The organism is Pandoraea pneumonica, from assembly GCF_902459645.1.
Lineage (GTDB): Bacteria > Pseudomonadota > Gammaproteobacteria > Burkholderiales > Burkholderiaceae > Pandoraea > Pandoraea pneumonica.
Map to the genome: position 1 here is coordinate 1,522,223 of NZ_CABPSK010000001.1, position 24,229 is coordinate 1,546,451.

A 24,229-nucleotide genomic window follows, 5' to 3' on the forward strand; every position below is an offset into this window, starting at 1 on the left:
CCCTTAGCGTGAATCGCGGTCGCGGTTGCGCAGTGCCGCGCGCGATCGATCATGGTCGACATCCGTGGCATCGTCGGCAGCCGCCGAGCCCGTCGCAGCGTTCGTTCCCGCACCGGAAGCCGGTGCCGGCGTCGAGGCATCGCTGCGTGTGCGATCCATGATCTTGTCCAACGGCAAATACAGCAGGCTGTTGTTCTTCGAGTCCACCATGATCTTCGTGGTGCGCGAGTAGATCTGCTGCATCGTATCGAGATACATGCGCTCGCGAATCACACCCGGTGCCTTCGCATAGGCTTCCTGCACCGACTTGAAGCGATCGGCATCACCTTGTGCCTGCGACACGACACGCGCCTTGTAACCGGCCGCCTCTTCCGTCAAACGCGACGCAGTACCCTTGGCACGCGGAATCACGTCGTTGGCATAGGCCTGTGCTTCGTTCTTGGAACGCTCCAGATCCTGACCGGCCTTCACGGCGTCGTCGAACGCGGCTTGCACTTGTTCCGGCGGTTGCACGCTTTGCATCGTCACGCTCGTGACGAGAATGCCCGTCTTGTAACCGTCGAGGATGCGTTGGATCGAGGTGACCAATTCGTTGGCGATTTCTTCGCGGCCCGAATAGAGCACGAAGTCCATCTTGTTCTTGCCCACGATTTCGCGCACGGCAGTCTGCGCGGCAAGATTCACCGACGATTCGGCGTCCACGTTATTGAACAGGAACTCGGTCGCGTCCTTGATCCGGTACTGCACGGCGAAGCGCACGTCGATGATGTTTTCATCGCCCGTGAGCATCGACGAGTCCTTCAGACCGGTATCGCGAACCGTGCTCGAACGGCCGATCTCGACCGAACGAATCTGCGACATGTTCACGATTTCGACGGCCTGAATCGGATACGGCAGGCGCCACTGAATACCCGACGTCGTCGTGTATTTGTACTTACCGAATTGCGTGACGACGCCGACCTGCCCTTCCTGCACGATGAACACGCCAGTGGCGAGCCAGATCAGGAAAGCGATCGCGACAACGATACCCACACCAATGCCCGAGCCGCGCGAGCCGCCCGAGTAGTTGTTGGTACCACCGCCATTGCCGCCTCCGCCGTTCTTACGGCCGAAGATGCGGTTAAGACGGCGATTGAAGTCACGCCACAGTTCGTCGAGATCGGGCGGGCCGTCCTGCTGCGGACCTTGCGGTCCACGCGGCGGCTCTTTCTGATCTTGAGAATTCGGATTATTCGAACGGTCGGGCCGATTCGGTTCCTGATTGCCGGACGGCGTATCGCCGCCGCCGTCCCGCCCCCAGCGCGGGTCGTTCAGGGAGAAAGTCAAGCCAACTCGTCGCATCAAAGCTCTTGGAAGCATAGGTAGAAGCGTGGTGACTGAAGCGGTCTTGGCGTTGCGACCGGCGCGCCGCGTTTCGGAGCGCGCATGTTGCCGGTTCGCGCGTGGTTCCCGAATCTGGTTTGCCGATCGGCGGCCTTGCCCGGCCTCCGTCTAGTCTCTTGCCAGTTCGTCGCTCGTTTCAAGCTGCGCTGCCAGTGATCCCCGCGGCAGCCTCACCCTCACGGTGCGACGTCTCGTGTTATCTGTCTTCTGCGCGCGGCACATCTTCCCAACGGTCGATGAGCCGGACATCGGGCGCTTCGTGCTGCGATTGTAACCCAGCAGTGCCGGCCACAACCGCCTCGGTAATGGCCTCGCGCAGCAGGTCGAGGCCTTGACCGGCACGCGCGCTCAAAAACACGCGCGTGATGCGTCCGGTCTCGTCCCGCTCGATTCTCGGCCCTTGTGCGGCCAGTTCCGGCACCGCGTCGATCTTGTTCCAGACGAGAATCTGCGGGATGTTCGCCGCATCGATCTCCGCCAGTACGGCGTTGACCTCGGCCATTTGCTCCTTGCGCACCTGACTCGAGGCATCCACCACATGCAGCAGCATGTCGGCGTGTACCGTCTCCTCAAGCGTCGCCCGGAATGCCGCCACCAACTGGTGAGGCAACTCGCGGATGAATCCGACAGTATCCGATAGCACGATGTTCCCGACGTCCCCCAGATAAACGCGACGCGATGTCGTGTCGAGGGTCGCGAAAAGCTGGTCAGCCGCGTAGGCATTGGCCTTGGTCATCGCGTTGAACAGCGTGGATTTCCCCGCGTTCGTGTACCCGACGAGCGAAATCGACATCGTGCCACTACGCTGACGCGCCCGACGCTGCGTATCGTGCTGGCGCTTGAGACGCTCAAGCCGGATGCCCAGCGACTTCACGCGCTCGCCGAGCAGACGGCGGTCGGTTTCAAGCTGCGTTTCACCAGGGCCACGCAGGCCAATACCGCCCTTCTGGCGCTCCAAGTGAGTCCAGGCGCGCACGAGGCGCGTGGACAAGTACTGCAACTGTGCGAGCTCGACCTGCAACTTGCCTTCGTGACTCTTCGCACGTTGGGCGAAGATGTCCAAAATCAGGCTGGTGCGATCGACGACGCGAGTTTGCAGCAGGTGTTCGAGGTTACGCTGCTGACCCGGGGTCAGGGCGTGATTGAAAATGACCAGATCGACGTCGTACTCGGCGATCGCAGCGCGCAGTTCTTCTGCTTTACCGCTGCCGATAAACAGCTTGGCATCGGGGCTATGGCGACGACCAGTAATGCTCACGACAGGCTTAGCGCCTGCGGATTTCGTCAGAAGGTCAAGTTCTTGGAGGCTGGCTTCGAAATCGAGCTTGCCGAAATCGATGCCGACGAGGGCGGCGTTTGTGGTCAAACTACGCAGGGGATGGGTTTCGTGACTGTTGGACAAGAGGCGGGATGGCGGGAAGAGAAATTCGCCCGGCCGGAGAGACTCCCGGTCGGGCGAGCCTGAATCAGGACTGCTCGGCTTCCGGATGGAAATTCACCGGACGCGCAGGCACGACCGTCGAAATGGCGTGCTTATAAACCATTTGGGTGACCGTGTTACGCAGCAGGACGACATACTGGTCAAACGACTCGATGTTTCCCTGCAGCTTGATACCGTTGACCAGATAGATCGAGACGGGAACATGCTCCTTACGCAAGGCGTTCAGAAACGGGTCTTGTAGAAGTTGCCCTTTGTTGCTCATAAGTTACTCCATTGTATTTTTAGCAAATGACCGTACGCCAGGGCGTGTGCGCGCTTCCCACCCTGACTCCCACACTATAGCCGATTTTGCTAGCGTCGCCAGCAAAACCCCGCCCCAGGCGGGCTTTCACTCGCCCTTGGCGTAAGGGTTCGCGCTGTTCCGGAACTCTATGCGTAATGGAGTCCCCTTCAACTTAAAAGTTTCGCGGAAACGGTTCTCTAAGTAGCGACGGTAGCTGTCGGTCACACCATCCAGATTATTCCCGTGGATGACGATGATCGGCGGATTCGAGCCCCCTTGGTGTGCGTAGCGCAGCTTGGGACGCGAGAAGCCTGAACGGCGCGGCTGCTGGTGCTCCACGGCCTCTTCGAGGGCACGCGTGAGCTTCGGCGTGGGCAGCTTGCTCATCGCTGCTGCGTAGGCCTCGTCCACCGAGCGCATGAGCGCACCGATGCCGGTCGCACGCACGGCGGAAATGAAGTGGAAGCTGGCGAAGCCAAGGAATTTGAGCTTGCGCTCCAATTCCTGCTTGGTCTGATCGCGTGTGTACTCGTCCAGACCGTCCCATTTGTTCACACCCACCACCAGTGCACGGCCCGATTCGACGATGAAGCCAGCGATGTGGGCATCTTGATCCGAAATGTCCTGACGGGCATCGAGCATCAAGATCACGACGTTGGCGTCGGCAATCGATTGAAGCGTTTTCACAACCGAGAACTTCTCGACGGCCTCGAACACCTTGCCGCGACGACGCAAACCCGCCGTGTCGATCAGCGTGTAGTTCTTGCCTTGCCGTTCGAACTCGATGTGAATCGAATCGCGCGTCGTCCCCGGCATATCGAACGCAATCACGCGCTCTTCGCCGAGCAGCGTGTTCACGAGCGTGGACTTGCCGACGTTCGGACGGCCGACGATGGCGATCTTCACGCGGCCGTCGCCCTTCTCTTCGGCTTCGTTCTCGTCCTGGTTCGCGTAGAACGGCGCAATCGCCTCGTCGATGACTTCTCTGACACCATCGCCGTGGGCCGCCGAAATCGCCAACGGATCACCCAGACCGAGTTCGTAGAAATCGTTGGCGACCGTGGTGTACTTCATGCCCTCGGCCTTGTTGACCACGAGCATGATCTTGCGACCGGTCTTACGCAGATATTCGGCAATGATCTGGTCTTGCGGCGTGAGGCCCTGACGGCCGTCGACGATGTAGATCACCACATCGGCTTCGACCACGGCCTGACGCGTTTGCTTGGCCATCTCATGGAAGATGCCGTCTTTGGCGACCGGTTCGAAACCGCCGGTATCGATGACCAGATACGGATGCTCGCCAACACGCCCCTCGCCATAGTGACGGTCGCGCGTGAGCCCGGGCATGTCGGCGACGAGGGCGTCGCGCGAGCGGGTCAAACGGTTGAATAGCGTCGATTTGCCGACGTTGGGGCGCCCTACGAGCGCGATCACGGGTTTCATGAATAAGCCCTAAAAACGAATACGGCCGGCGCGCTGCCGGCCGTTCCCGGAAAATGCCCGGGTGCTGCCGCTAACCGGTTATTCCGGACGGAAGCCGTAGATGTTGCCGTCGCGCGTTTGCACCACCAGCGTTTGGCCGGCGAGTACCGGCTGTGCGCTGATTGCGCCGCTAAGCTTCACGCGGGCGAGAATATCGCCGTTGTCACGCGACAGGAAATGCAGATAACCCTGCTTGTCGCCCACCACCACCACACGGCCAATGGCCAGCGGTGCCGACAGGTCACGGTACTTGAGTTTGTCGTTCTGCCACAGTGTACTGCCATCGGACGAATTGAACGCGTAGACGGCACCGTCGGTATTGACCGCCGCCACCACACGCTCGTCTTGCGTCACGCCGTTCGGCGACGAGAAGTCGCGCGCCCACAGGCCGTTGCCGGTCTGCACGTCCGCACACCCCACACGGCCCTGGAACGTTGCACCGCAGACTTGGCGACCGAACACGACCGGCGCGCCGGTCACGTCGTTCACACGCTCGACTTCGGTCACGCCCTTCGGATACGACAGCGGCGTCATCCACAGCGGATTGCCGGTGTTCGCATCGAGCGCCACCATCTTGCCGCCGGGGAAGCCCGTCACCACGGCGCGATCGCCCAAGAACGTCATGCCCGTGCCGGTACGCAGCGTCAGCGTCGACGTCGGCTGCGAGTACGACCAGCGCACCGAACCGGTGCCCGAATCGAATGCCGTCACGCGATTGTTGATCGCCCGCACCACGACCAGGCCGCGGCCGACCAGCGGCGCGGTCAGCACTTCGCTGCCCGCGTTGGCCTTCCACGACTGCTTGCCGTCGTGATCGAACGCGATCACATCACCCTTTTGCGTGGCGACCACCGTCGTCTCGCCATCGCTGCCCGGGCCGGCCGTGATACCGGTATCGGCCTTCGCCGACCAGTTGGACGCACCCGTGTCGGCATCCACACGCACGATGCTGCCATTGGCGCCAGCCGCGAACACGGCGTTACCCACCGCTACCGGGGCGAAGCTATACGCACCCGCCTTGCCCACGCTCGCCGTCCAGATCTGTTTGACGGTCAACGCTTGCTTGATCTCCGTGAGCGGTGTCGGCTCATGCGCCGGCTTGCTCGTGAAGATTCCGCAACCACCCAGCGTGCCGAGCACCGCGAGCGTCAGCACGGCGCTGCCCGCGCGCTGGAAAAGGCCACGGCGCGCCGCTTCGGACTGCGACTCAGCCTGCGTGTTCGACATCGATCGACGGAAGTCGTTAAGGATCATCATGTACCCGGTTATGCGTTATGGGAGGGTAATACTGCCAATGAAATACCGGCGCGCTTCAGGCCCCCAGCGCGTCGAGCTTGAACTGCACGAACTGACGCATGCCCGAATCCTGCTTATCGAGCTTGTCGAGCGCCAACTTGTACGCGGTGCGTGCGTCGGCCACCTTGCTTTGCGCAACGAGCACGTCGCCACGACGATCGGCAAACAGCCCTTCATACGGTGCAGGCGGGTTGTCGAGCATTTTCAACGCTTCGTCGTACGCCTTCTCGTCGAGCAGAACACCCGCCAGACGCAGCTTGGCCAGTTGCTTGTACTCGTCGTCCTTCGCGTTCGACACGGCCCATTGCAGTTGCGCCTTCGCGCCCGCCACGTCGCCCGCGTCCGAGAGAGACTTTGCCGCAAGCAGCGCCGTCATCTGCGCGTACGGCGTACTGCCGAACTTGCCTTCCATATCGGACGCAATGCGAGCGACCCGCGCCTTATCCTTCGCGTCGATGGCCGTGGCCAGCTCGCCGTACAACACGCCCGCCTCGACCGTCTGCTTGCGCTCGTAATAGCGCCACAGATTCCAGCCGCCATAGGCCAGCATGATGACGACCAGCGTCCAGACAACGTAATTGCCGTACTGCTTCCACCAGGCCTTTACGTTCTCGATCTGTTCCTGTTCCTCGTGATAGCTGCTCATTCGCCGGGGCTCTCCGTGTCTGGCGTCTTGGATTAGTGAATCGTTTCGTTGCCTGCACCATCGCTGGCCAGGCTTTCGTTCACGCTTTCGTCGGCACTCGCGACGATGGCGTCGATCAAGTGCTCGGCGAGACCGTCGAACGGCACGCTCGTCTGATTGTTCGACGGATCGGCCGCACGCAGGTGTTTGACCACCACCGTGCCCGATGCCACTTCGTTCTCGCCAACGATGATCGCGAAGCTCGCACCGCTCGCGTCCGCACGCTTCATCTGCGACTTGAAGCTGCTGCCCTTACCGTCCGGGCTGCAATGGAACACGACGTTCAGGCCGGCGTCGCGCATACGTTCTGCGGCGATCATGGCCGGTGCCACGGCGGCTTCGCCCTGGTGCACCACGTACACGTCCGCACCTTCGGCTTGCGGCACGAGATCGTCTTCACGCAGCAGTTCGAGAATGCGCTCCACGCCCATCGCCCAGCCGCATGCCGGCGTGGCGTCGCCGCCGAGTTGCTCGATCAGCGGATCGTAACGTCCACCGCCGGCAACCGTGCCCTGCGCGCCGAGCTTGTCGGTCACCCACTCGAACACCGTCAGATTGTAGTAGTCGAGACCACGCACCAGACGGGGATTGATAGTGAATGGAATGTTGTTCGCCTTGAGCAGCGACTGCACGCCTTCGAAGTGCTTGATCGACGCCTCGCCGAGGTAATCGATCAGCTTCGGTGCGCCTTCGACCATGGCTTGCATCGCCGGGTTCTTCGTATCGAGCACGCGCAGCGGGTTCGTGTACAAACGGCGCTTGCCATCTTCATCGAGCAGATCGACGTGCTTCTCGAGGTAAGCGATCAGATCGGCACGGTGACGCGCGCGTTCTTCGCCTTGCCCCAGCGAGTTGAGTTGCAGATGAATACCGGTCAGGCCGAGATCATCCCACAGGCGCTGGCACATCAGAATGATTTCGACGTCCGCATCCGGGCCGGCGAGACCGAGGGCCTCAACGCCCACCTGATGGAACTGGCGATAACGGCCGCGCTGCGGCTTCTCGTGACGGAACATCGGGCCGAAGTACCACAGGCGCTTCGGGCCGCTGTACAGCAGATTGTGTTCGAGCGTGGCACGCACGGCGGCGGCCGTGCCTTCCGGGCGCATCGTCAGCTGTTCGCCGTTGAGCGAATCGGTGAAGCTGTACATCTCCTTCTCGACGATATCGGTCACTTCACCGATGCCGCGCGTGAAGAGCTGCGTGTGCTCGATGATCGGCGTACGGATCTGCTGATAGCCATAGGCGCGCAACATCGCGCGCACCGATTCTTCGAAGAACTCCCACAGGGCTTCGTCCTGCGGAAGAATGTCGTTCATGCCCTTCACGCCAGCCAGTTTGGGGAGGCGCTTCTTCTTTTCTTCAGTCATATTCTCTTTGTCCTGCCCGCGCGATCTCGCGTCGTTCGATGGATATCGTTAGATATCGCCCGACTTAGGCGGCAACGGTGCCTTCGGTCTGTGCGTAGCGGGTCTTCACGTAGTCGTCGACGATCTGCTGGAATTCTTCCGCGATATGGTCGCCGCGCAGCGTACGCACCTTCTCGCCATCGACGAACACCGGCGCCGCCGGCGATTCACCCGAACCCGGCAAGCTGATGCCGATGTTCGCGTGCTTCGATTCGCCCGGGCCATTCACGATGCAGCCCATGACCGCGACGTTCATGTTCTCGACGCCCGGATATTGAGCCTTCCACACCGGCATTTGTTCACGCAGATACGTCTGAATTTTCGAGGCAAGTTCTTGGAACACCGTGCTCGTGGTACGACCGCAACCCGGACAAGCGATGACCATCGGCGCGAACGCGCGCAGGCCCATCGTTTGCAGGATTTCCTGCGCCACCACAACTTCGCCCGTACGCGCGCCGCCCGGTTCCGGGGTCAGCGAAATACGGATCGTGTCGCCAATGCCTTCTTGCAACAGCACCGACAGTGCCGCCGTCGATGCCACGATGCCCTTCGATCCCATGCCCGCTTCGGTCAGGCCCAGATGCAACGCGTAGTCGCAACGCTTGGCCAACTCGCGGTACACAGCGATCAGGTCCTGCACGGCGCTGACCTTGCACGACAGCAAAATCTTGTCGGCCGACAGCCCCACACGTTGCGCGAGCTCTGCCGATTCGAGCGCCGACGTGATCAGCGCTTCGTACATCACGCTCTGCGCTTCCCACGGGGTCGCACGCGCAGCGTTCTCGTCCATGATGCGTGCGAGCAGCGACTGGTCCAGACTGCCCCAGTTCACGCCGATACGCACCGGCTTGTCGTACTTGCAGGCGGCTTCGATCATCTGCGCAAACTGCGTGTCGCGCTTCGCGCCCTGACCGACGTTACCCGGGTTGATACGGTACTTCGACAACGCTTCGGCGCAGGCCGGATAGTCGTTGAGGAGTTTGTGCCCGTTGTAGTGGAAATCGCCCACCAGCGGCACCATCACGCCCATACGATCGAGTTGATCGCGAATCGCCGGCACCGCCGCCGCGGCTTCCGGCGTGTTGACGGTGATACGCACCAATTCGGAACCCGCTTGCGCCAGTTCTTTCACTTGAATGGCCGTGCCGATCGCGTCTGCGGTGTCGGTGTTGGTCATCGATTGCACGCGAATCGGCGAGTCGCCGCCGACCGTCACAAGCTGGCCGCCCCAACGGATCGCGACTTTACGCGACTGACGGCGCGGCGCCGGACCGCCAATGATCGGCATGCATTCTACAGAAGCCATGATTACCCTCTTTCGGTCTTACTGGAGCGTCAGACGCGCCACGTTGCCCGCATTACGGGACTTGATCTCGACCGGTTGACCGTTGAACTCCAGCGACTCGACGCCCGCGACGTTACCCACAACGATCTTGAGCGGCGCATCGCCCGTGATTTCTTGTTCGGCACCTGCACGCATCAGCTGGGAGAACAGCACCTTGCCGTCCTTCGATTTCACTTCGATCCAGCTGTCTGCCTTCAGGTGCAACGCAATCTTGCCATTACCCGGCGTACCCGCGCCTACCGCCGATGCGGCTGATGCCGCCGAAGCGACCGGCGCGGCTGCCGCCTTGGCGGCCGATGCACTCGCCGCCAGACCCGCCACCACATGCGTCGGATCGACAGCAGCGATCAAACCAGCGCCGGCAGTTGCCGAGCTAGCCGTTGCCGCATTAACAGTGCTTTCGGTATTGCCGTTATTCGCGGCGGTGTTCACGTTATTGCTGCCATCGGCGCCCGGCGGCGTGCCGTTGGCGTCGGCCACCACCGGCTGACTGGCCGGCTCGGCGGCTTCCACGCCTTGTGCAGACGGCGCGCTCGCCAGGTCGGCGGGCTCGGTCGCGCCGCGCGTCGGCTTGTGAGCATTGCCGAAGTACCACGCGGCACCGGCAATCACCACGAGCGCAGCCAGCGCCCACGGCCACTTGGCCTGCGACGCGGCAACCGGCGAGCGGAAGCGCACAGGGCTCTTCGGAATACTGGGCTGGCCGGTCGGTGCCTGCGGAATATCGATCGGTGCCGCGCGGCCAAAACGGCGCAGCGGCTCGATCATCGGTTCCGGGTCACCGCCGAGCATGCGCGCGTAGCTGCGCACGACCCCTTGAATAAACGGCATTTCCGGCAAGGCATCCCACTGGCCGGATTCCAGACGTTGCAGCTTCTGCACCGAGACTTTCAGGCGCGCCGACACGTCTTCAATCGACATGCCGCGCTTCTCGCGCAATGCCGCCAGTTGCGCACCCACCTGCGCGCCCAGCTCAGCCAATCCGGCGGCCGATCCCGACGGCATTCCCTGGCCCTGAGCCCCGGTTTGCCCGCCTGCGTCCGCCTGATTCTGGTTATCCATCGATACGCCCCCGTTCGTAAGCAGCCGCATGCCGCGGCTGAGGATATGCTGACGACAACTCCATCACGTCACCCACCTTGCGCGCGGCGTGAAGATCTGCGCGACGCTTCGGACGATTCGGTGTGGAACTGACGAAATCGCGCGAAGCATCGTCGATGCTCCGCGCGAGGAATGCTGTAGTGCGTGACTGATTCGCCGGGCGGCATGGCACGTGCCGGGCCGACGGCCCTGGCCACGGTCCGCGCCCGCCCATGCGCAACCTCATACGGTACGCACCTCGACCGCGATTTTCCCGAACTTGCCGCGCTGTGCAAGCCGCGTGCGATCCTGCACTTCGCCGGCGAGCTGACCACACGCCGCGTCGATGTCATCGCCGCGCGTCTTGCGCACGGTCGTGACGAGGCCTGCATCGAGCAGGATCTGCGCAAACCGCTTGATTTGCGGATCCTTCGAGCGCAGCAGGCCGGATTCGGGAAACGGATTGAACGGAATCAGATTGAACTTGCACGGCACGTCGCGCGTAAGGGCGACGAGCTCGCGCGCATGCGCTTCGGTGTCGTTCACACCGTCGAGCATGCAGTACTCGAACGTGATGAAATCGCGCGGCGCCACTTCCAGGTAACGCTCGCACGCGCCCATCAGTTCGCGTAGCGGATATTTCTTATTGAGCGGCACGAGAACATCGCGCAGCGCATCATTCGGTGCGTGCAGCGAGACGGCCAGCGCAACGGGCAGCTCCTTGCCCAGGCGGTCCATCATCGGCACCACGCCGGACGTCGACAACGTCACGCGGCGACGCGACAGCCCGTAGGCATTGTCGTCGAGCATGAGGCGCATGGCGCCCACCACGTTTTCGAAATTGAGCAGCGGCTCGCCCATGCCCATCATCACCACGTTGGTGATGACGCGCTCGTTCTTGCCTTCGCGCCCGAGATCGCGGCGCAACGCAAATTCGGCCATCCACAACTGGCCGATGATCTCGCCTAGCGAGAGATTGCGCGAGAAACCTTGCTTGCCGGTCGAACAGAACCGGCAGTTGACAGCGCAGCCCGCCTGCGACGAAACGCACAGCGTGCCACGCGTCTCCTCAGGGATGTAGACGGTCTCGACGGCATTGCCGTTGCCCACGTCCAGCAGCCATTTGCGCGTCCCATCGGTCGACACGTGGTCGGTGATGATCGCCGGTGCCGCGATCGTTGCACGGGTGTGCAATTTCTCGCGCAACGACTTGGCCAGATCGGTCATGCCGTCGAAATCGGCGGCCCCGTTCTGGTGGATCCAACGCTGGAGCTGTCGCGCACGGAACGGTTTTTCACCGAGCGTGCCGCAATAGGCGGCCAGACCGTCCGGATCGTAATCAAGCAGATTCGTAAGGTTGGTCATGGCCCTGGTCCGTCAACATCCCTTCGGTAACTTCCTGCGATTGAGCGGCTAAACGCGCATTAGCGCGCGTAGACGTTCAAACCAGCAAAGAAGAACGACACTTCGACAGCAGCCGTTTCGGCGGCGTCCGAACCGTGAACAGCGTTCGCATCGATGCTGTCGGCGAAATCGGCGCGAATCGTGCCCTTCTCAGCCTTCTTCGGATCGGTAGCGCCCATCAGATCGCGGTTCTTGGCGATAGCGTTTTCGCCTTCGAGCACTTGGATCATGACCGGACCCGAGATCATGAAGTCGACCAGGTCCTTGAAGAACGGACGTTCCTTGTGAACACCGTAGAACTGCTCGGCTTCAGCGCGCGACAGTTGCACGAGCTTGGCAGCAACGATCTTCAGGCCCGCGCCTTCGAAACGGCTGTAAATCTGGCCGATCACGTTCTTGGCAACGGCATCGGGCTTGATAATCGAAAGAGTGCGTTCGACTGCCATGAAAAACTCCAAAAAATTAAGCAGTTATATAACCAACATGAACCCGTAATTGTAGCACGAAGGCTGTTATGATGGTGATGGAACCTACAGTGCGCGCACCGCTCAAACGCAGGACGGCCGGGACTGTCCGGCTTGTTAGCGAGATTTGCGTGGCATCGGGATTCCCCACCTTCCCGCCATGGAAAGGTTGACGGCATCCAGCCGGCTTGAATTTTCGGGCATTTGCCCAAACATTCAGAGCATCTTCTGAGCGCATTCCGGGACATCTTTCGATATCCTGTGACATCGACGACAAGCCAGACCAACGGCTGCGGGGGATACACCGGCATTCGCCGGTCATCGTAAAAAGCGTCACAAGACGTCCACCGGCCCCGCTGGCGGACACAATGACCACGGAGAACACCATATATGAACCAGGATTTCCAACGTTTCGGCTACGGCGGGCAAGGCGTGACGACCGTACAGGTGCGCAACAAGGTGCTGCGCAATACGTACTGGCTGCTCGCGCTGTCGATGCTGCCGACGATTGCGGGAGCCTGGCTGGGCGTGACTTACGGCTTCGCGCTGTTCGCGGGCAGCCCGATGGTCAGCGTCATTGCCTTCCTTGCGATCGCTTTCGGCTTCATGTTCGCCATCGAGCGCTTCAAGAATAGCGGCGTCGGCGTCGCACTGCTGCTGGGCTTCACCTTCTTCATGGGGTTGATGCTCACGCGCATGCTGAGCTTTGTGCTCGGATTCTCGAACGGCGCGTCGCTCATCATGCTGGCGTTCGGCGGCACCGCCGTCATCTTCGGCGTGATGGCCACCGTCGCCACGGTCAGCAAGCGCGACTTCAGCGGTCTGGGCAAGTGGCTGTTCATGGGCGTGCTGGTGATTATCGTCGCCTCGATCGCCAATATTTGGCTGCAACTGCCGGCGCTGATGCTGACTGTCTCGGTGCTCGCCATCGCGATCTTCTCGGCATACATCCTGTTCGACGTGCAGCGCGTTGTGAACGGCGGCGAGACGAACTACGTCACGGCCACGCTCGCGATCTACCTCGACCTGTACAACATCTTCACCAACCTGCTCGCCATCCTCGGCGTGCTGGGCGGCAACCGCAACTAACCGGACGCGGCGGGCTCTCGCCCGTCACGGCCTTGGCAGTACAAAAAAAGCCAGTCCTTCGGGACTGGCTTTTTTCTTTGGCGTGTCGGCCTGGCCTTGATTGGGCCTTAATAAGGCCCTGAGGATATTACGCGCCTTCGTGAATCACGCCCTCGCCGTCGGCAACACCCGCAATGGCTTCCACGCCTTCGTCGGTCTGCGCGGCCGCCGCCGGGTCTTCCTCCGATACGCGCACACGCGGCACCCACGGCTGACCGATGCTTTCATGCTCGAACACGGCCATCGACTCCACATGCGACGTGTGCGGGAACATATTCACCACACCCGCCTGCGTCAGGCGATAGCCCGCTTCGTGCACCAACAGTCCAGCATCGCGCGCAAGCGTCGCGGGGCTGCAAGACACGTAGACGATGCGCTTCGGCAAGCCCTCATAGCCCTGCTGCGCGAGTTCGGCCAACGCCTTCGACACCGCAAGCGCGCCTTCGCGTGGCGGGTCGATCAGATACCGGTCGAACGCCCCCAGCGCACGAATATCGTCTGCCGTGATGTCGAACAGATTGCGGCACGCGAATTCCGTATGCGCCGCAACACCATTGCGCTGCGCATTGGCGAGCGCGCGCTCGGTGAGCGCCGTGCTGCCCTCGATGCCCATGACCGTGCCAGCACGCCGCGCCAGCGGCAACGTGAAGTTACCCAGCCCGCAGAACAGATCGAGCACGCGCTCGTTCGATTCCGGCGCGAGCAACCGCAGCGCGCGATGCACGAGAACGCGATTGATCTGATGATTGACCTGCGTGAAATCCGTCGGCTTGAACGGCATCCGAATCTGATATTCCGGCAGCGTGTAGTGCAGCTCAGGTTCGAGCGGGTAGAACGGCACCGCCGTGTCCGGCCCCTTCGGCTGCACCCAGAACTGCACACGATTGGCGTCGGCGAACGTGCGCAGAATCGCTTCGTCTTCCGGCGTGAGCGGCTCGAGAATGCGCAGCACCAGCGCCGTCACATCGGCACCGATGGCCAGTTCGATCTGCGGCAAGCGCTCGCGAATCGACAGCGATTCCACCAAGCGGCGCAGCGGCACGAGCATGTCGGAAATATGGCGCGGCAGCACTTCGCACGAATCCATATCGGCGACGTAGCTGCTCTTGCGCTCATGGAAGCCGATAAGCACCCCGCCCTTCTTGGGCACGTAGCGCACGGTCAGACGCGCACGGAAACGGTAGCCCCAATCCGGCCCTTGAATCGGGCGCAGCATCGTCTCGGCCTTGACCTTCCCCAGTCGCGCGAGGTTGTCCTCAAGCACGCGCTGCTTGATGGCGATCTGTGCGCGCGGCTCCAGATGTTGCATCGAGCAGCCGCCGCACTTGCCGAAATGCGGGCATTGCGGCTTGGCGCGCATCGGGCTGGCACGCAGCACTTCGAGCGTGTCAGCTTGTTCGAATTTGGGTTTGCGGCGATAGCTTAGGTACTTGACGCGCTCTCCCGGCAACGCGCCCTCGACGAAGATCACCTTGCCGGGCTTGTATTCCGGCGTATCCGGCTCGCCTTCCGGGGCGGTGCGGCCAACGCCGCGCGCTTCCATGTCGAGCGATTCGATATCGATAATGCCGGGCTCAGCACTCGGCCGGCCACGCGAGGAGTTTCGGGAGGAGCGGGTCACGTCTTTGTTCTCATGTGCGACAGCAAACCCGGCATTTTAATCGATTCGCGCCCGCAGTATGCAGGCGCGAACCCTCAATTGCCGCGCATCGGTCGTCGCACCCCGCGCCGACTTACACCCAAGCGTCGAGATATTCCTTCCAGTGCGGTGCAGCCTCGTCGCCCAGCGAGCGCTTCACGAACTCGATTTCCTGCTCGTATTCCGCCTGACGCAAGCCGCCGCGCATCAGTTGATAGCGGCAATACACGAGGTACGTGTTCACCACATCGGTCTCGCAATAGTTGCGAATCTCTTCGAGCTTGCCATCGCGATACGCTTCCCACACCTTGCTGCCGTCCATGCCCAGCTTGCCGGGAAACCCGCACAACTTCGCCAGATCGTCGAGCGGCGCATTGGCGCGCGCCTGATACATCGCCAGCAGGTCCATCAGGTCGAGATGGCGCTGGTGATAGCGGCTGATGTAGTTATTCCATTTGAATTCGCGATCGTCTTCGCCCATGTCCCAATAGCGCGGCGCGGCCACGCCGTGAATCATCGCGCGGTAGTGCAACACGGGAAGATCGAAGCCGCCGCCGTTCCACGACACGAGTTGCGGCGCGTACTTCTCGATCGTGCGGTAGAAGCCCGACACGAGCGCCGCCTCGCCATCTTCGAGCGTGCCGAGCGACTTCACACGAAAGCCGTCGCGATCCCGAAACACGCACGAAATCGCGGCAATCCGGTGCAGATGCAAAGGGAGAAAGTCGTGCCCGACTTTTTCGCGACGCGCGGCGAAGGCGGCTTCGGCCACGGCGTCGTCCGACAACCCGGCATACGCCGGTTCGAGACGGCGCAGGCCATCGACGTCGGGAATCGTTTCAATGTCGAAGACGAGTACGGGAGATGCCATGATGAAAATCGGAAAAGGAAGAGAAAAGGCCGTCGACCGTCACGACCGCAGAGGTCACGGGTGCCGGAAAGCCCGACGCGCCCTCAGCTTGCGCCGCGGGCGCTAACGACTCGGAGGGCTTAGAGCACCGCGTCCTTACGCACGCCGTTCGAGGCGAAGTAGCGCTTGAGCTTGACCAGCGCCTCCTGCTGAATCTGGCGCACGCGCTCACGGGTCAGCCCCATCTCGTCGGCGAGCTCTTCAAGCGTGGCAGGCTCAACACGATTGAGACCGAAGCGACGCTCGATCACATAGCGGTGCTTAGTCGAGAGCCGCGAGAGCCATAACCGCATGAGATCTTCCAGCTCGCGGTGCTGCACTTCCTGCTCGGGCGCTTGGCTGTGATCGTCGGAGAGCAAATCGAGCAGGCTGCTGCCCGGGTCGATTTCGAGCGGCGCATCGAGCGAGGCCACATGCTCGTTGAGCGCCAAAATGTCGGTAATTTCGTCGGGCGTCTTGCCGGTCAGATCGGCAATGTCTTCGATACTGGCGTCGCGCTGTTCGCCGCCATCCACATAAGCGGCACTCTTCTCGAGATGGCGTTTAGCGCGCAGCACCTGATTGAGTTCGCGAATGACGTGCACCGGCAAGCGCACCGTACGCGCCTGATTCATGATGGCGCGCTCGATGCTCTGGCGAATCCACCACGTCGCGTAGGTCGAGAAACGGAAGCCGCGGCCCGGGTCGAACTTCTCGATCGCGTGCATGAGCCCGAGGTTGCCCTCTTCGATGAGATCGAGCAACGGGACCCCGCGATTGAGATAGCCCTTGGCGATGCTCACGACGAGGCGCAGATTGCGCTCGATCATCACCTGACGTGCAGCGAACTCACCGGCCTGCGCACGCGTCGAGTAATCGAGTTCCTCGGCGGGCGTGAGCAGCGGCTTGACGCTGATGCGATTGAGATAGTGCTGGACGGTATCGGCAGTAAGTTCGGCCTGAAGCACGGTGCCGAAGTCGTCGGCATCGGCAGCTTTGCGCTTGCGTCCGCTCGACGAGCCTTCACTGCTGCCTTCGCCGCCGTCTTCATCGGATGACGAGGCGTCATCCTCCTCCGCCTCGCGCTCGTCGAAAGCGTCGTCCACGTCCTCGTCCTGCCGGGATTGCCGATCGTCGACTTCTTGATCGGGCTCCGGGGCAGCGAGGTCTTCCTCTTGCGAAGTACGACGCTTTCTCTTGAGCATTCGACCCTGCCTTGTTTATTGAGGCGGCAAATACTTCATCGGATCCACAGGTTTGCCATCACGGCGCACCTCGAAGTGCAACATCACACGGTCTGCATCGGAATTGCCCATTTCGGCAATTTTTTGACCGCGCATAACGCTGTCGCCTTCTTTGACCAACAGTGTGCGGTTGTGCGCATACGCCGTCAAGAAGGTCGAGTCGTGCTTGATGATCACAAGGTTGCCGTAACCGCGCAGACCAGCCCCCGAGTACACCACTTTGCCCGCGCCGGCTGCAAAAACCGGGTCGCCCGCATTGCCCGCGATGTTCAGCCCCTTGTTCTTCGAGTCGTCGAAGCGGCCGACCACGCTGCCCTTCGCCGGCCACGACAGGGCCAAGTCGCCGCTCGACACTGCGCTCGGCGCAGCGGTTGCCGCAGAGCTGCTCGGCGGCGGCACGACCGCAGGCGGCACCGATGCCGGGTTCGGGCTCGTAGTCATCGGCGTACCGCCATTCGATGCGATCGGCGCCGGCAGCGGCGTCCCCGTGTCGCCAACAGGCGGCTTCACACGCAAGACCTGACCGACTTCGATCTGATCCGGGTTTTGAATATTGTTCCAGCGCGCAATGTCGCGATAGTTCTGACCGTTCTCCAGCGCGATCCGATAGAGTCGATCGCCCGGTTTGACGCGATAAAAGCCCGGCGGCACCGGGGTGTTGTCGATGACGGGAGCCCCCGTCACACTGCTGTCGGTCGTTGTACCGCCTACGGTACGGTCAACGACCGGTGCGCCCACCTGTCGCGATGCGCATGCGGCCAGCATGCTCAGCAACAGAACACTGGCGACGCGTTGTTGAATACCCGCTCGCAAATTCACTCAATTCCTCCGCAGAATAGGCCCGACGGGCTTAGATGATGCCCGATTTTAAGGGGACGAATAACACCCTATCAAGTTGCGTCTCGCGCCACTGGCGCGCACCGACACGCTCGATGAGGGTCAAAATCTGTTGCTCGCCGCCCACCGGGGCGACAAGGCGTGCACCGACGGCAAGCTGATCGAGCAGCGCATCCGGAATCTCGAGTCCGGCGGCGGCGATCACAATGCCGTCGAAGGGTGCGACGGCTGGCAAACCGAGCCGACCGTCGCCGTAATGCAGTCGAATGTTCGGCACGCGCAACGGCCGAAGGTTGGCTTTCGCCCGTTCGTGCAGCGGGCGCACCCGTTCGATCGAGTACACGTCGCGCGCCACACAAGACAGCACGGCAGCTTGATATCCGCAGCCCGTGCCAATCTCGAGCACTTTCTCCAGCGGACGGCCGCTCGCGAGCAGCAACTCGATCATGCGCCCGACCACCGATGGCTTCGAAATCGTCTGACCGTGACCGATCGGCAGCGCCGCGTCTTCGTAAGCCTGATTCGCCAAGCCTGCGTCGACAAACCCGTGACGCGGCACCGTGGCCAGCGCCGCCAGCACACCAGCGTGTTTGACGCCCGATGCGGCAACGCGTTCAGCCATGCGCACGCGCACACGCTCCGACGTAAGCCCGATGCCGTCGGGCGATGGCACCGGCGCCGGCTTCGCATGCCGCCCGGTGTTGCCTGTTGAAACTTTGACGGGCGCCACGTGCGCCTTGCTCTTCACCGTGGTCACCGGCTTGACTTTCGTATCGGTGACCGGCGTCGGCCGCGCCGTGCCATGCAAACTGGTTGTCGGACCGTGACCGGGGCGCAGCGCCCCAACCGGGCGCGCCGACGCGCCTGCCATGGGCGTGGCCGCCGGACGCAGTCCGCTATGCGGATTCGCCGCATGACCAGCCGAAGGCGTCTTCCCTACCCCTTTCACCCCACTAGCCGCATTGGACCCATTGGCCCCGTTCGTGCCCTGTGTGGGCGGCGAACTCGCACGCGTCATCGCGGCGGGTGGGGCACCGGCGGGGCTCGCCCGCGATGCCTTGTCGAGCACCGGCGCCTTGCGTTGGCGACGGGTCATGACTTCGGAAAGAGGAAGAGGAAAACGCTTCGGCGGTGTCGTCATCGTTGGGCCACCCCTGCGCTGGCCAGCCAGTCATGCACGACTCCAAGCCGTGCGTTATGCGTGAGATCCAGTTGCAAGGGGGTGACCGAGACGTAATCGTGCGCCACGGCATGAAAATCGGTGCCTTCGCTGCTATCGCGCGCGTCGCCGGCCGGACCGATCCAGTAAATAGTTTCGCCGCGCGGGCTTTCCTGACGGATCACCGGCTGCGACTGATGCCGCTTGCCCAGACGCGTCGCTTGGGCGCCCTTGAGCTTGTCGTACGGCAAATTGGGGATATTGACGTTGAGCAGAAACGGCGCGCCGAGCGGCCTTTCCATATAGCGCTCGATCACGTCGCGCGCCACACGAGCGGCGCTATCGAGGTGATCCCAGCCCTTATTGACCTGAGAGAAGGCGAACGACGGAATGCCGAAGAGAAAGCCTTCGGTCGCCGCTGCGACAGTGCCGGAATACAGCGTGTCTTCGCCCATGTTCTGGCCATTGTTGATACCGGAGACCACAATGTCGGGCCGCTCGTCGAGCAGCCCGGTCAGCGCCACGTGAACACAATCGGTCGGCGTGCCGTTGATGAACGTGAACCCGTTGCTGCCTTTGAAGACGGACAGCGGGCGTTGGAGGGTCAGAGAATTGGACGCACCGCTACAGTTCTGTTCGGGCGCCACCACGGTAATGTCGCCAAGCGGGGCCAGCGCTTCGTAAAGCGCGGCCAGGCCTGGCGCCTGATACCCATCGTCGTTGCTGAGCAGGATTCGCATGTGGGCAATTGTAACCGAGGAAAGCCCCCCGGATATGACGCTCACAAGGCGTCAGACGCACAGGCGCGGCAGTCTCCGGCGCCCATGCCGCCCCGCTACATCTTCTCGGTTTCGCCCGCCTGCGGCTGCCAGACGAGCAGTCGCTTCTCCACCACACCCACCAGACCGTCGAGCACCAGCGCGAACGCCGTCAGGATCAACACCCCGGCAATCACGGCATTGATGTCGAACGTGCCTTCGGCTTGCAGAATCAGGTAGCCCACGCCGCGCGCCGACCCCAGATACTCGCCCACCACCGCCCCGACGAACGCGAGGCCCACCGAGTTGTGCAGGCTGGAGAACACCCAGCTCGTCGCACTCGGCAGATACACGCGACGCAGCAACTGACGCTGATTCGCGCCAAGCATGCGCGCATTGGCGAGCACGACCGGGCTGACTTCCTTCACGCCCTGATAGACGTTGAAGAACACGATGAAGAACACCAGCGTCACACCGAGCGCCACCTTCGACCAGATACCGAGCCCGAACCACACGCCGAAGATCGGCGCGAGAATCACGCGCGGCATCGAGTTGGCGGCCTTGATATACGGATCGAGCAACGCCCCGGCACTCGGCGAGAGCGCAAGCCACAGCCCGACCGCCAACCCGGCCACCGTGCCGATGGCAAACGCGAGCACGGTCTCGAGCAAGGTCACACCGAGGTGCAGATAGATTTCCCCCGTGGCGAACCACTGCCAAATCTGCCACAGCACCTTCTGCGGTTCCCCGAAGAAGAAGGCGGCCTTGTCGGGACTATCGAAGTAAAACGCGGGTAGCAGCGTGGGGCTGGTCAGTACGTACCAGACCAGAAAACTCACTACCAGCAGCAGCCATTGCCACAACCGCAAATGGCGCATGATCGAACGATTACGCATGACGAACGAATTCCGGGAAATCAGACGAGCCAATCAAAGAAGCCAAAGCCGTCGGGCAAATCGAACCAATCCAGCCAGTCGAACCACGGCGCAAAGCCACAGGCGACGCTCACAAAGTTCAAGATTTGCCCCATGACGTTCAGACCGCCTTGAGCTGTTGGGCGTAGCCCTTCAACACCTCTTCGCGCAGCACATCCCAGATCTGGGCATGCAGCTCGGTAAAGCGCGGATGATTCCGAATCTCTGCCACATCGCGCGGACGCGGCAGATCGATACGAAACTCCCCGATCGGATGGGTGCCGGGCCCGGCGGCGAGCACCACCACGCGGTCGGACAAGGCAATCGCCTCGTCCAAATCGTGCGTGATGAAGAGCACCGCTTTGCGCTTGGCGGCCCACAGTTCGAGCAACTCGTTCTCCATCAGCTGACGCGTCTGGATATCGAGCGCCGAGAACGGCTCGTCCATCAGAATGATGTCGGGATCGAGAATCAGCGTCTGCGCCATGGCCACACGCTTGCGCATGCCGCCCGAGAGTTGATGCGGGTAGCGATCGCCAAACCCGCCCAACCCCACGCGCTTGAGCCATTCGTCGCCACGCGCGCGCGCTTCGTCGGGGGGCACCCCGCGAAACTCGAGGCCTGCCGTCACGTTGTCGATCGCGTTGCGCCAGGGCATCAGCGCTTCGGCCTGAAACATGTAGCCTGCGCGCGAGTTGATGCCCTTCAACGGTTCGCCGAACACCTTCACCGTGCCCGACGACGGCATGAGCAGCCCCGCCGCCACATTGAGCAGCGTCGACTTGCCGCAACCGGTCGGGCCGACCACCGACACGAACTCGCCCGGCGCAATGTCGAGCGAGGTGTCGGCCACGGCGGTGTAGCGCTGACTCCGGTCGTCGCGTGCGACGAACGTGCAGGTAATGCTGTCGAAACTCAGAGCCGGCGCAGTCATCATTTGTACTTGGCGTCGGCCTTCTTCGTGAACTCGTTCGTGAACGTCTTGGACAGATCGATCGTCTTGCCCTTGACCGTCTCATCGAACGCCTGCAACGTGCGCAGCGCCGTCGCGGGACCATCGGCCGGGATGATGCCGTCCGGCGAGATGGCTTCCTTCACGCGGCCCCAAGCGTCGAGGTACAGCGCGCGGTCGCCGAGCAGGTAGGCCTCGGGCACCGTCTTGATGAGATCCGACGGACCGGCGGTCTGCAACCAGCGCAGCGCGCGCACCATGGCGTTGGTGAGGGCCTGCGTGGTGTTCGGATTTTTCTGGATGAACGACTCGTTCGTGTAGAGGCAGCCAGCGGGCATATTGCCGCCGAACACCGACACCGTTTCCTTGAGCGTGCGCGTGTCCGAGATCACGCGGATCTCCTTATCGCGCTCGAGCATCGTGATCACCGGGTCGAGGTTGACGATGGCGTCGATGTTGCCCGAGCGGATCGCGGCCAGCGCGCCAGAGGACGCCCCGACACCGACGAACGACACTTCGTTGGGTTTCACGCCGCCCTTGGCCAGCACGAAGTTCGCCATGATGTTGGTCGACGAACCCGGGGCGGTCACACCGATCTTCTTGCCGCGCAGATCGGCCAGCGACTTGTAGTTCGGCATCGTCTTGTTCGACACGCCGAACACGATCTGCGGCGCACGGCCTTGCAGCACGAACGCGCGGATGAACTGGTTCTTGGCCTGCAACAGAATGGTGTGTTCGTACGCCCCCGAGACCACATCGGCACTGCCGCCGACGAGCGCTTGCAGCGCTTTCGAGCCACCGGCGAAGTCCGAGATTTCGACGTCGAGCCCTTCGTCCTTGAAGTAGTTCAGACGCTCGGCGATGGTGAGCGGCAGGTAGTAGAACAGGTTCTTGCCGCCGACCGCGATGGCGATCTTGGTCTTCTCGAGTTTCGCTTGTGCGAAGCCCGGGCGAATGCCTGCGCTCAGCAGACCGGTGGCGGCCAGGGCCGACACGAACTGACGTCGTTGCATAGGGTTTTGTCTCCGTGGTTACAGCGTGCTTTCTTTATTTCGACATGCGTAGGGCTTGTTGCCGGTTTGTTCTTACTCAGCCCTAAATAATCTTGTTCTCGCGCAGCCGTTTGATTTGCTCGGCATCATAACCCAGTTGCCCCAGCACCTCGTCCGTGTGGGCGCCGAGTTCCGGGCCGAGCCATTGGGTCTCGCCCGGCGTCTCGGACAGCTTGGGCGTGATATTCGGCAAATCGATCGGTGTGCCGTCAGGGAACTGGAAGCGCTGGATCATCTGGCGCGCGGCGAATTGCGGATCTTGGAACATATCCGCCACCGTGTAGATGCGGCTCGCGGGCACATCGGCCCCTTGCAGCACAGCGAGGGCTTCGTCGATGGGGCGCACGCGGGTCCAGCCGCCAATCGCATCGTCGATCTCTTGGGTGCGCGGCACACGTCCGTCGTTATGTGCGAGCCCCGGGTCTTCCGCGAGATCGGCGCGCCCGATGGCATGCATCAGCCGCTTGAAAATCGGATCGCTGTTGCCGCCCACGACGATCATGCCGTCGGCGCACGGATACGTGTTCGACGGCACGATGCCCGGCAGCGATGCCCCAGTACGCTCGCGCACCATACCGGCCACGCTGTACTCGGGCACCACGCTCTCCATCAGATTGAACACTGCCTCGTACAGCGCGACATCGACCACCTGCCCTCGCCCGCCATTCACGTTGCGATGGTGCAGCGCCATCATCGCGCCGATGACGCCGTGCAATGCGGCAATCGAATCGCCGATCGAGATACCGATACGCGGTGGCGGCAGATCGGGATAGCCCGTGATGTGCCGCAAGCCCCCCATCGATTCGGCGATCGCGCCAAAACCCGGACGGTCGCGATAGGGACCGGTCTGTCCGTAGCCCGAAAGACGCACCATCACCAGCCCGGGGTTCTCGGCGGAAAGTTGTTCGTAGCCAAGCCCGAAACGCTCCAGCAGGCCGGGGCGGAAATTCTCCACCACGATATCGGCCTGCGCCGCGAGCTTGCGCACAATCTCCTGCCCTTCCGGCGACTTGAGATTGATCGTCACCGACTTCTTGTTGCGCGCCTGGACCGCCCACCAGAGCGACGTGCCGCCCGCATCGGGATGCAGCTTGCGCCATTTGCGCAACGGGTCGCCGTGTTCCGGATCTTCGATCTTGATGACTTCGGCGCCGAACTCACCGAGCATGCGCGCCGCGAACGGTCCGGCGATGAGCGTGCCCAGTTCGAGCACCTTCACCCCGGCGAGCGCACCTTTGCCGGGCAAGCCGGTGGCGGCGGGAGCGGTTTCAGACGGAGATTGGGGGGAGGCAGTCGTGGCGGCCTGGGCGGCCTGTGGCGACACGGAAGCTTCGAACGGCTTGGACAACGTGGACTCCTGTGCTTCGTCGACGGACATCACCGTC

Annotated in this window: 21 protein-coding genes and 1 pseudogene; 1 reads left to right on the forward strand and 21 read right to left on the reverse strand. The window is 62.3% G+C overall.

What is annotated here, in order from left to right; genetic code table 11:
• Window positions 1–3: 3 nt before the first annotated feature.
• The 11 genes and pseudogenes from hflK to ndk form a co-directional block, all read right to left on the reverse strand.
• Entirely contained in the window at window positions 4–1,359 is a 1,356-nt protein-coding gene (gene hflK / locus PPN31114_RS06620; RefSeq protein WP_150678629.1) for an FtsH protease activity modulator HflK, read from the reverse strand.
• Window positions 1,360–1,669: 310 nt separating this feature from the next.
• Window positions 1,670–2,749, reverse strand: a pseudogene (gene hflX / locus PPN31114_RS06625) (GTPase HflX); the annotation flags it as partial.
• A gap of 100 nt (window positions 2,750–2,849) precedes the next feature.
• Window positions 2,850–3,086 (reverse strand): RNA chaperone Hfq, encoded by a 237-nt coding sequence (gene hfq / locus PPN31114_RS06630; RefSeq protein WP_010807283.1) that lies wholly within the window; start codon window positions 3,084–3,086, stop codon window positions 2,850–2,852.
• A gap of 126 nt (window positions 3,087–3,212) precedes the next feature.
• Window positions 3,213–4,550 (reverse strand): ribosome biogenesis GTPase Der, encoded by a 1,338-nt coding sequence (der, locus tag PPN31114_RS06635; RefSeq protein ID WP_150678631.1) that lies wholly within the window; start codon window positions 4,548–4,550, stop codon window positions 3,213–3,215.
• A 78-nt stretch (window positions 4,551–4,628) separates the two neighbouring features.
• Complete coding sequence (bamB, locus tag PPN31114_RS06640) at window positions 4,629–5,816, reverse strand: outer membrane protein assembly factor BamB (protein WP_174987863.1); 1,188 nt, start codon at window positions 5,814–5,816, stop codon at window positions 4,629–4,631.
• Window positions 5,817–5,901: 85 nt separating this feature from the next.
• Window positions 5,902–6,531: a YfgM family protein gene (locus tag PPN31114_RS06645; protein ID WP_150678633.1), complete on the reverse strand. Its 630-nt coding sequence runs from the start codon at window positions 6,529–6,531 to the stop codon at window positions 5,902–5,904.
• A gap of 32 nt (window positions 6,532–6,563) precedes the next feature.
• A complete protein-coding gene (gene hisS, locus PPN31114_RS06650; protein ID WP_150678634.1) occupies window positions 6,564–7,940 on the reverse strand; it encodes a histidine--tRNA ligase in 1,377 nt (458 codons plus the stop codon).
• 64 nt (window positions 7,941–8,004) lie between these two features.
• Window positions 8,005–9,285 carry a flavodoxin-dependent (E)-4-hydroxy-3-methylbut-2-enyl-diphosphate synthase gene (gene ispG, locus PPN31114_RS06655; RefSeq protein WP_150678635.1) on the reverse strand — a complete coding sequence of 427 codons (1,281 nt, stop codon included), beginning with the start codon at window positions 9,283–9,285 and terminating at the stop codon, window positions 8,005–8,007.
• Between the two features lie 18 nt (window positions 9,286–9,303).
• Window positions 9,304–10,386 (reverse strand): helix-turn-helix domain-containing protein, encoded by a 1,083-nt coding sequence (locus PPN31114_RS06660; protein ID WP_174987740.1) that lies wholly within the window; start codon window positions 10,384–10,386, stop codon window positions 9,304–9,306.
• 261 nt (window positions 10,387–10,647) lie between these two features.
• Window positions 10,648–11,769 carry a dual-specificity RNA methyltransferase RlmN gene (gene rlmN / locus PPN31114_RS06665; protein WP_150678637.1) on the reverse strand — a complete coding sequence of 374 codons (1,122 nt, stop codon included), beginning with the start codon at window positions 11,767–11,769 and terminating at the stop codon, window positions 10,648–10,650.
• 59 nt (window positions 11,770–11,828) lie between these two features.
• Window positions 11,829–12,254 carry a nucleoside-diphosphate kinase gene (gene ndk, locus PPN31114_RS06670; RefSeq protein WP_150678638.1) on the reverse strand — a complete coding sequence of 142 codons (426 nt, stop codon included), beginning with the start codon at window positions 12,252–12,254 and terminating at the stop codon, window positions 11,829–11,831.
• A gap of 408 nt (window positions 12,255–12,662) precedes the next feature.
• Here ndk and PPN31114_RS06675 point away from each other — a divergent pair, with 408 nt between their 5' ends.
• Window positions 12,663–13,361 carry a Bax inhibitor-1/YccA family protein gene (locus tag PPN31114_RS06675; RefSeq protein WP_150678639.1) on the forward strand — a complete coding sequence of 233 codons (699 nt, stop codon included), beginning with the start codon at window positions 12,663–12,665 and terminating at the stop codon, window positions 13,359–13,361.
• Between the two features lie 127 nt (window positions 13,362–13,488).
• Here the strand turns inward: PPN31114_RS06675 and rlmD are convergent, their stop codons facing one another.
• The 10 genes from rlmD to PPN31114_RS06725 all read right to left on the reverse strand — a co-directional run bounded on the left by rlmD (window position 13,489) and on the right by PPN31114_RS06725 (window position 24,222).
• The gene (gene rlmD / locus PPN31114_RS06680; RefSeq protein WP_174987743.1) at window positions 13,489–15,021 is read right to left on the reverse strand and encodes a 23S rRNA (uracil(1939)-C(5))-methyltransferase RlmD; all 1,533 of its coding nucleotides are present in this window, start codon (window positions 15,019–15,021) and stop codon (window positions 13,489–13,491) included.
• Between the two features lie 112 nt (window positions 15,022–15,133).
• Window positions 15,134–15,910, reverse strand: coding sequence for a 3'-5' exonuclease (locus PPN31114_RS06685; protein WP_150678640.1), 777 nt, complete (start codon window positions 15,908–15,910; stop codon window positions 15,134–15,136).
• A gap of 119 nt (window positions 15,911–16,029) precedes the next feature.
• A complete protein-coding gene (rpoS, locus tag PPN31114_RS06690) occupies window positions 16,030–17,133 on the reverse strand; it encodes an RNA polymerase sigma factor RpoS (RefSeq protein WP_150678641.1) in 1,104 nt (367 codons plus the stop codon).
• Window positions 17,134–17,148: 15 nt separating this feature from the next.
• Window positions 17,149–17,937: a peptidoglycan DD-metalloendopeptidase family protein gene (locus tag PPN31114_RS06695; RefSeq protein WP_150679192.1), complete on the reverse strand. Its 789-nt coding sequence runs from the start codon at window positions 17,935–17,937 to the stop codon at window positions 17,149–17,151.
• Between the two features lie 85 nt (window positions 17,938–18,022).
• Window positions 18,023–19,105: a protein-L-isoaspartate(D-aspartate) O-methyltransferase gene (locus PPN31114_RS06700; protein ID WP_370865837.1), complete on the reverse strand. Its 1,083-nt coding sequence runs from the start codon at window positions 19,103–19,105 to the stop codon at window positions 18,023–18,025.
• Window positions 19,106–19,146: 41 nt separating this feature from the next.
• A complete protein-coding gene (gene surE / locus PPN31114_RS06705; RefSeq protein ID WP_150678643.1) occupies window positions 19,147–19,908 on the reverse strand; it encodes a 5'/3'-nucleotidase SurE in 762 nt (253 codons plus the stop codon).
• A 95-nt stretch (window positions 19,909–20,003) separates the two neighbouring features.
• Complete coding sequence (locus PPN31114_RS06710) at window positions 20,004–20,822, reverse strand: ABC transporter permease (RefSeq protein ID WP_150678644.1); 819 nt, start codon at window positions 20,820–20,822, stop codon at window positions 20,004–20,006.
• Between the two features lie 139 nt (window positions 20,823–20,961).
• Entirely contained in the window at window positions 20,962–21,774 is an 813-nt protein-coding gene (locus PPN31114_RS06715; RefSeq protein WP_150679193.1) for an ABC transporter ATP-binding protein, read from the reverse strand.
• Entirely contained in the window at window positions 21,774–22,805 is a 1,032-nt protein-coding gene (locus PPN31114_RS06720) for an ABC transporter substrate-binding protein (protein WP_150678645.1), read from the reverse strand. The genes PPN31114_RS06715 and PPN31114_RS06720 overlap by 1 nt, the downstream gene beginning before the upstream one ends.
• 82 nt (window positions 22,806–22,887) lie before the next feature.
• Window positions 22,888–24,222, reverse strand: a complete 1,335-nt coding sequence (locus tag PPN31114_RS06725) for a CaiB/BaiF CoA transferase family protein (RefSeq protein ID WP_246182418.1) — start codon at window positions 24,220–24,222, stop codon at window positions 22,888–22,890.
• Between the last annotated feature and the right edge of the window lie 7 nt (window positions 24,223–24,229).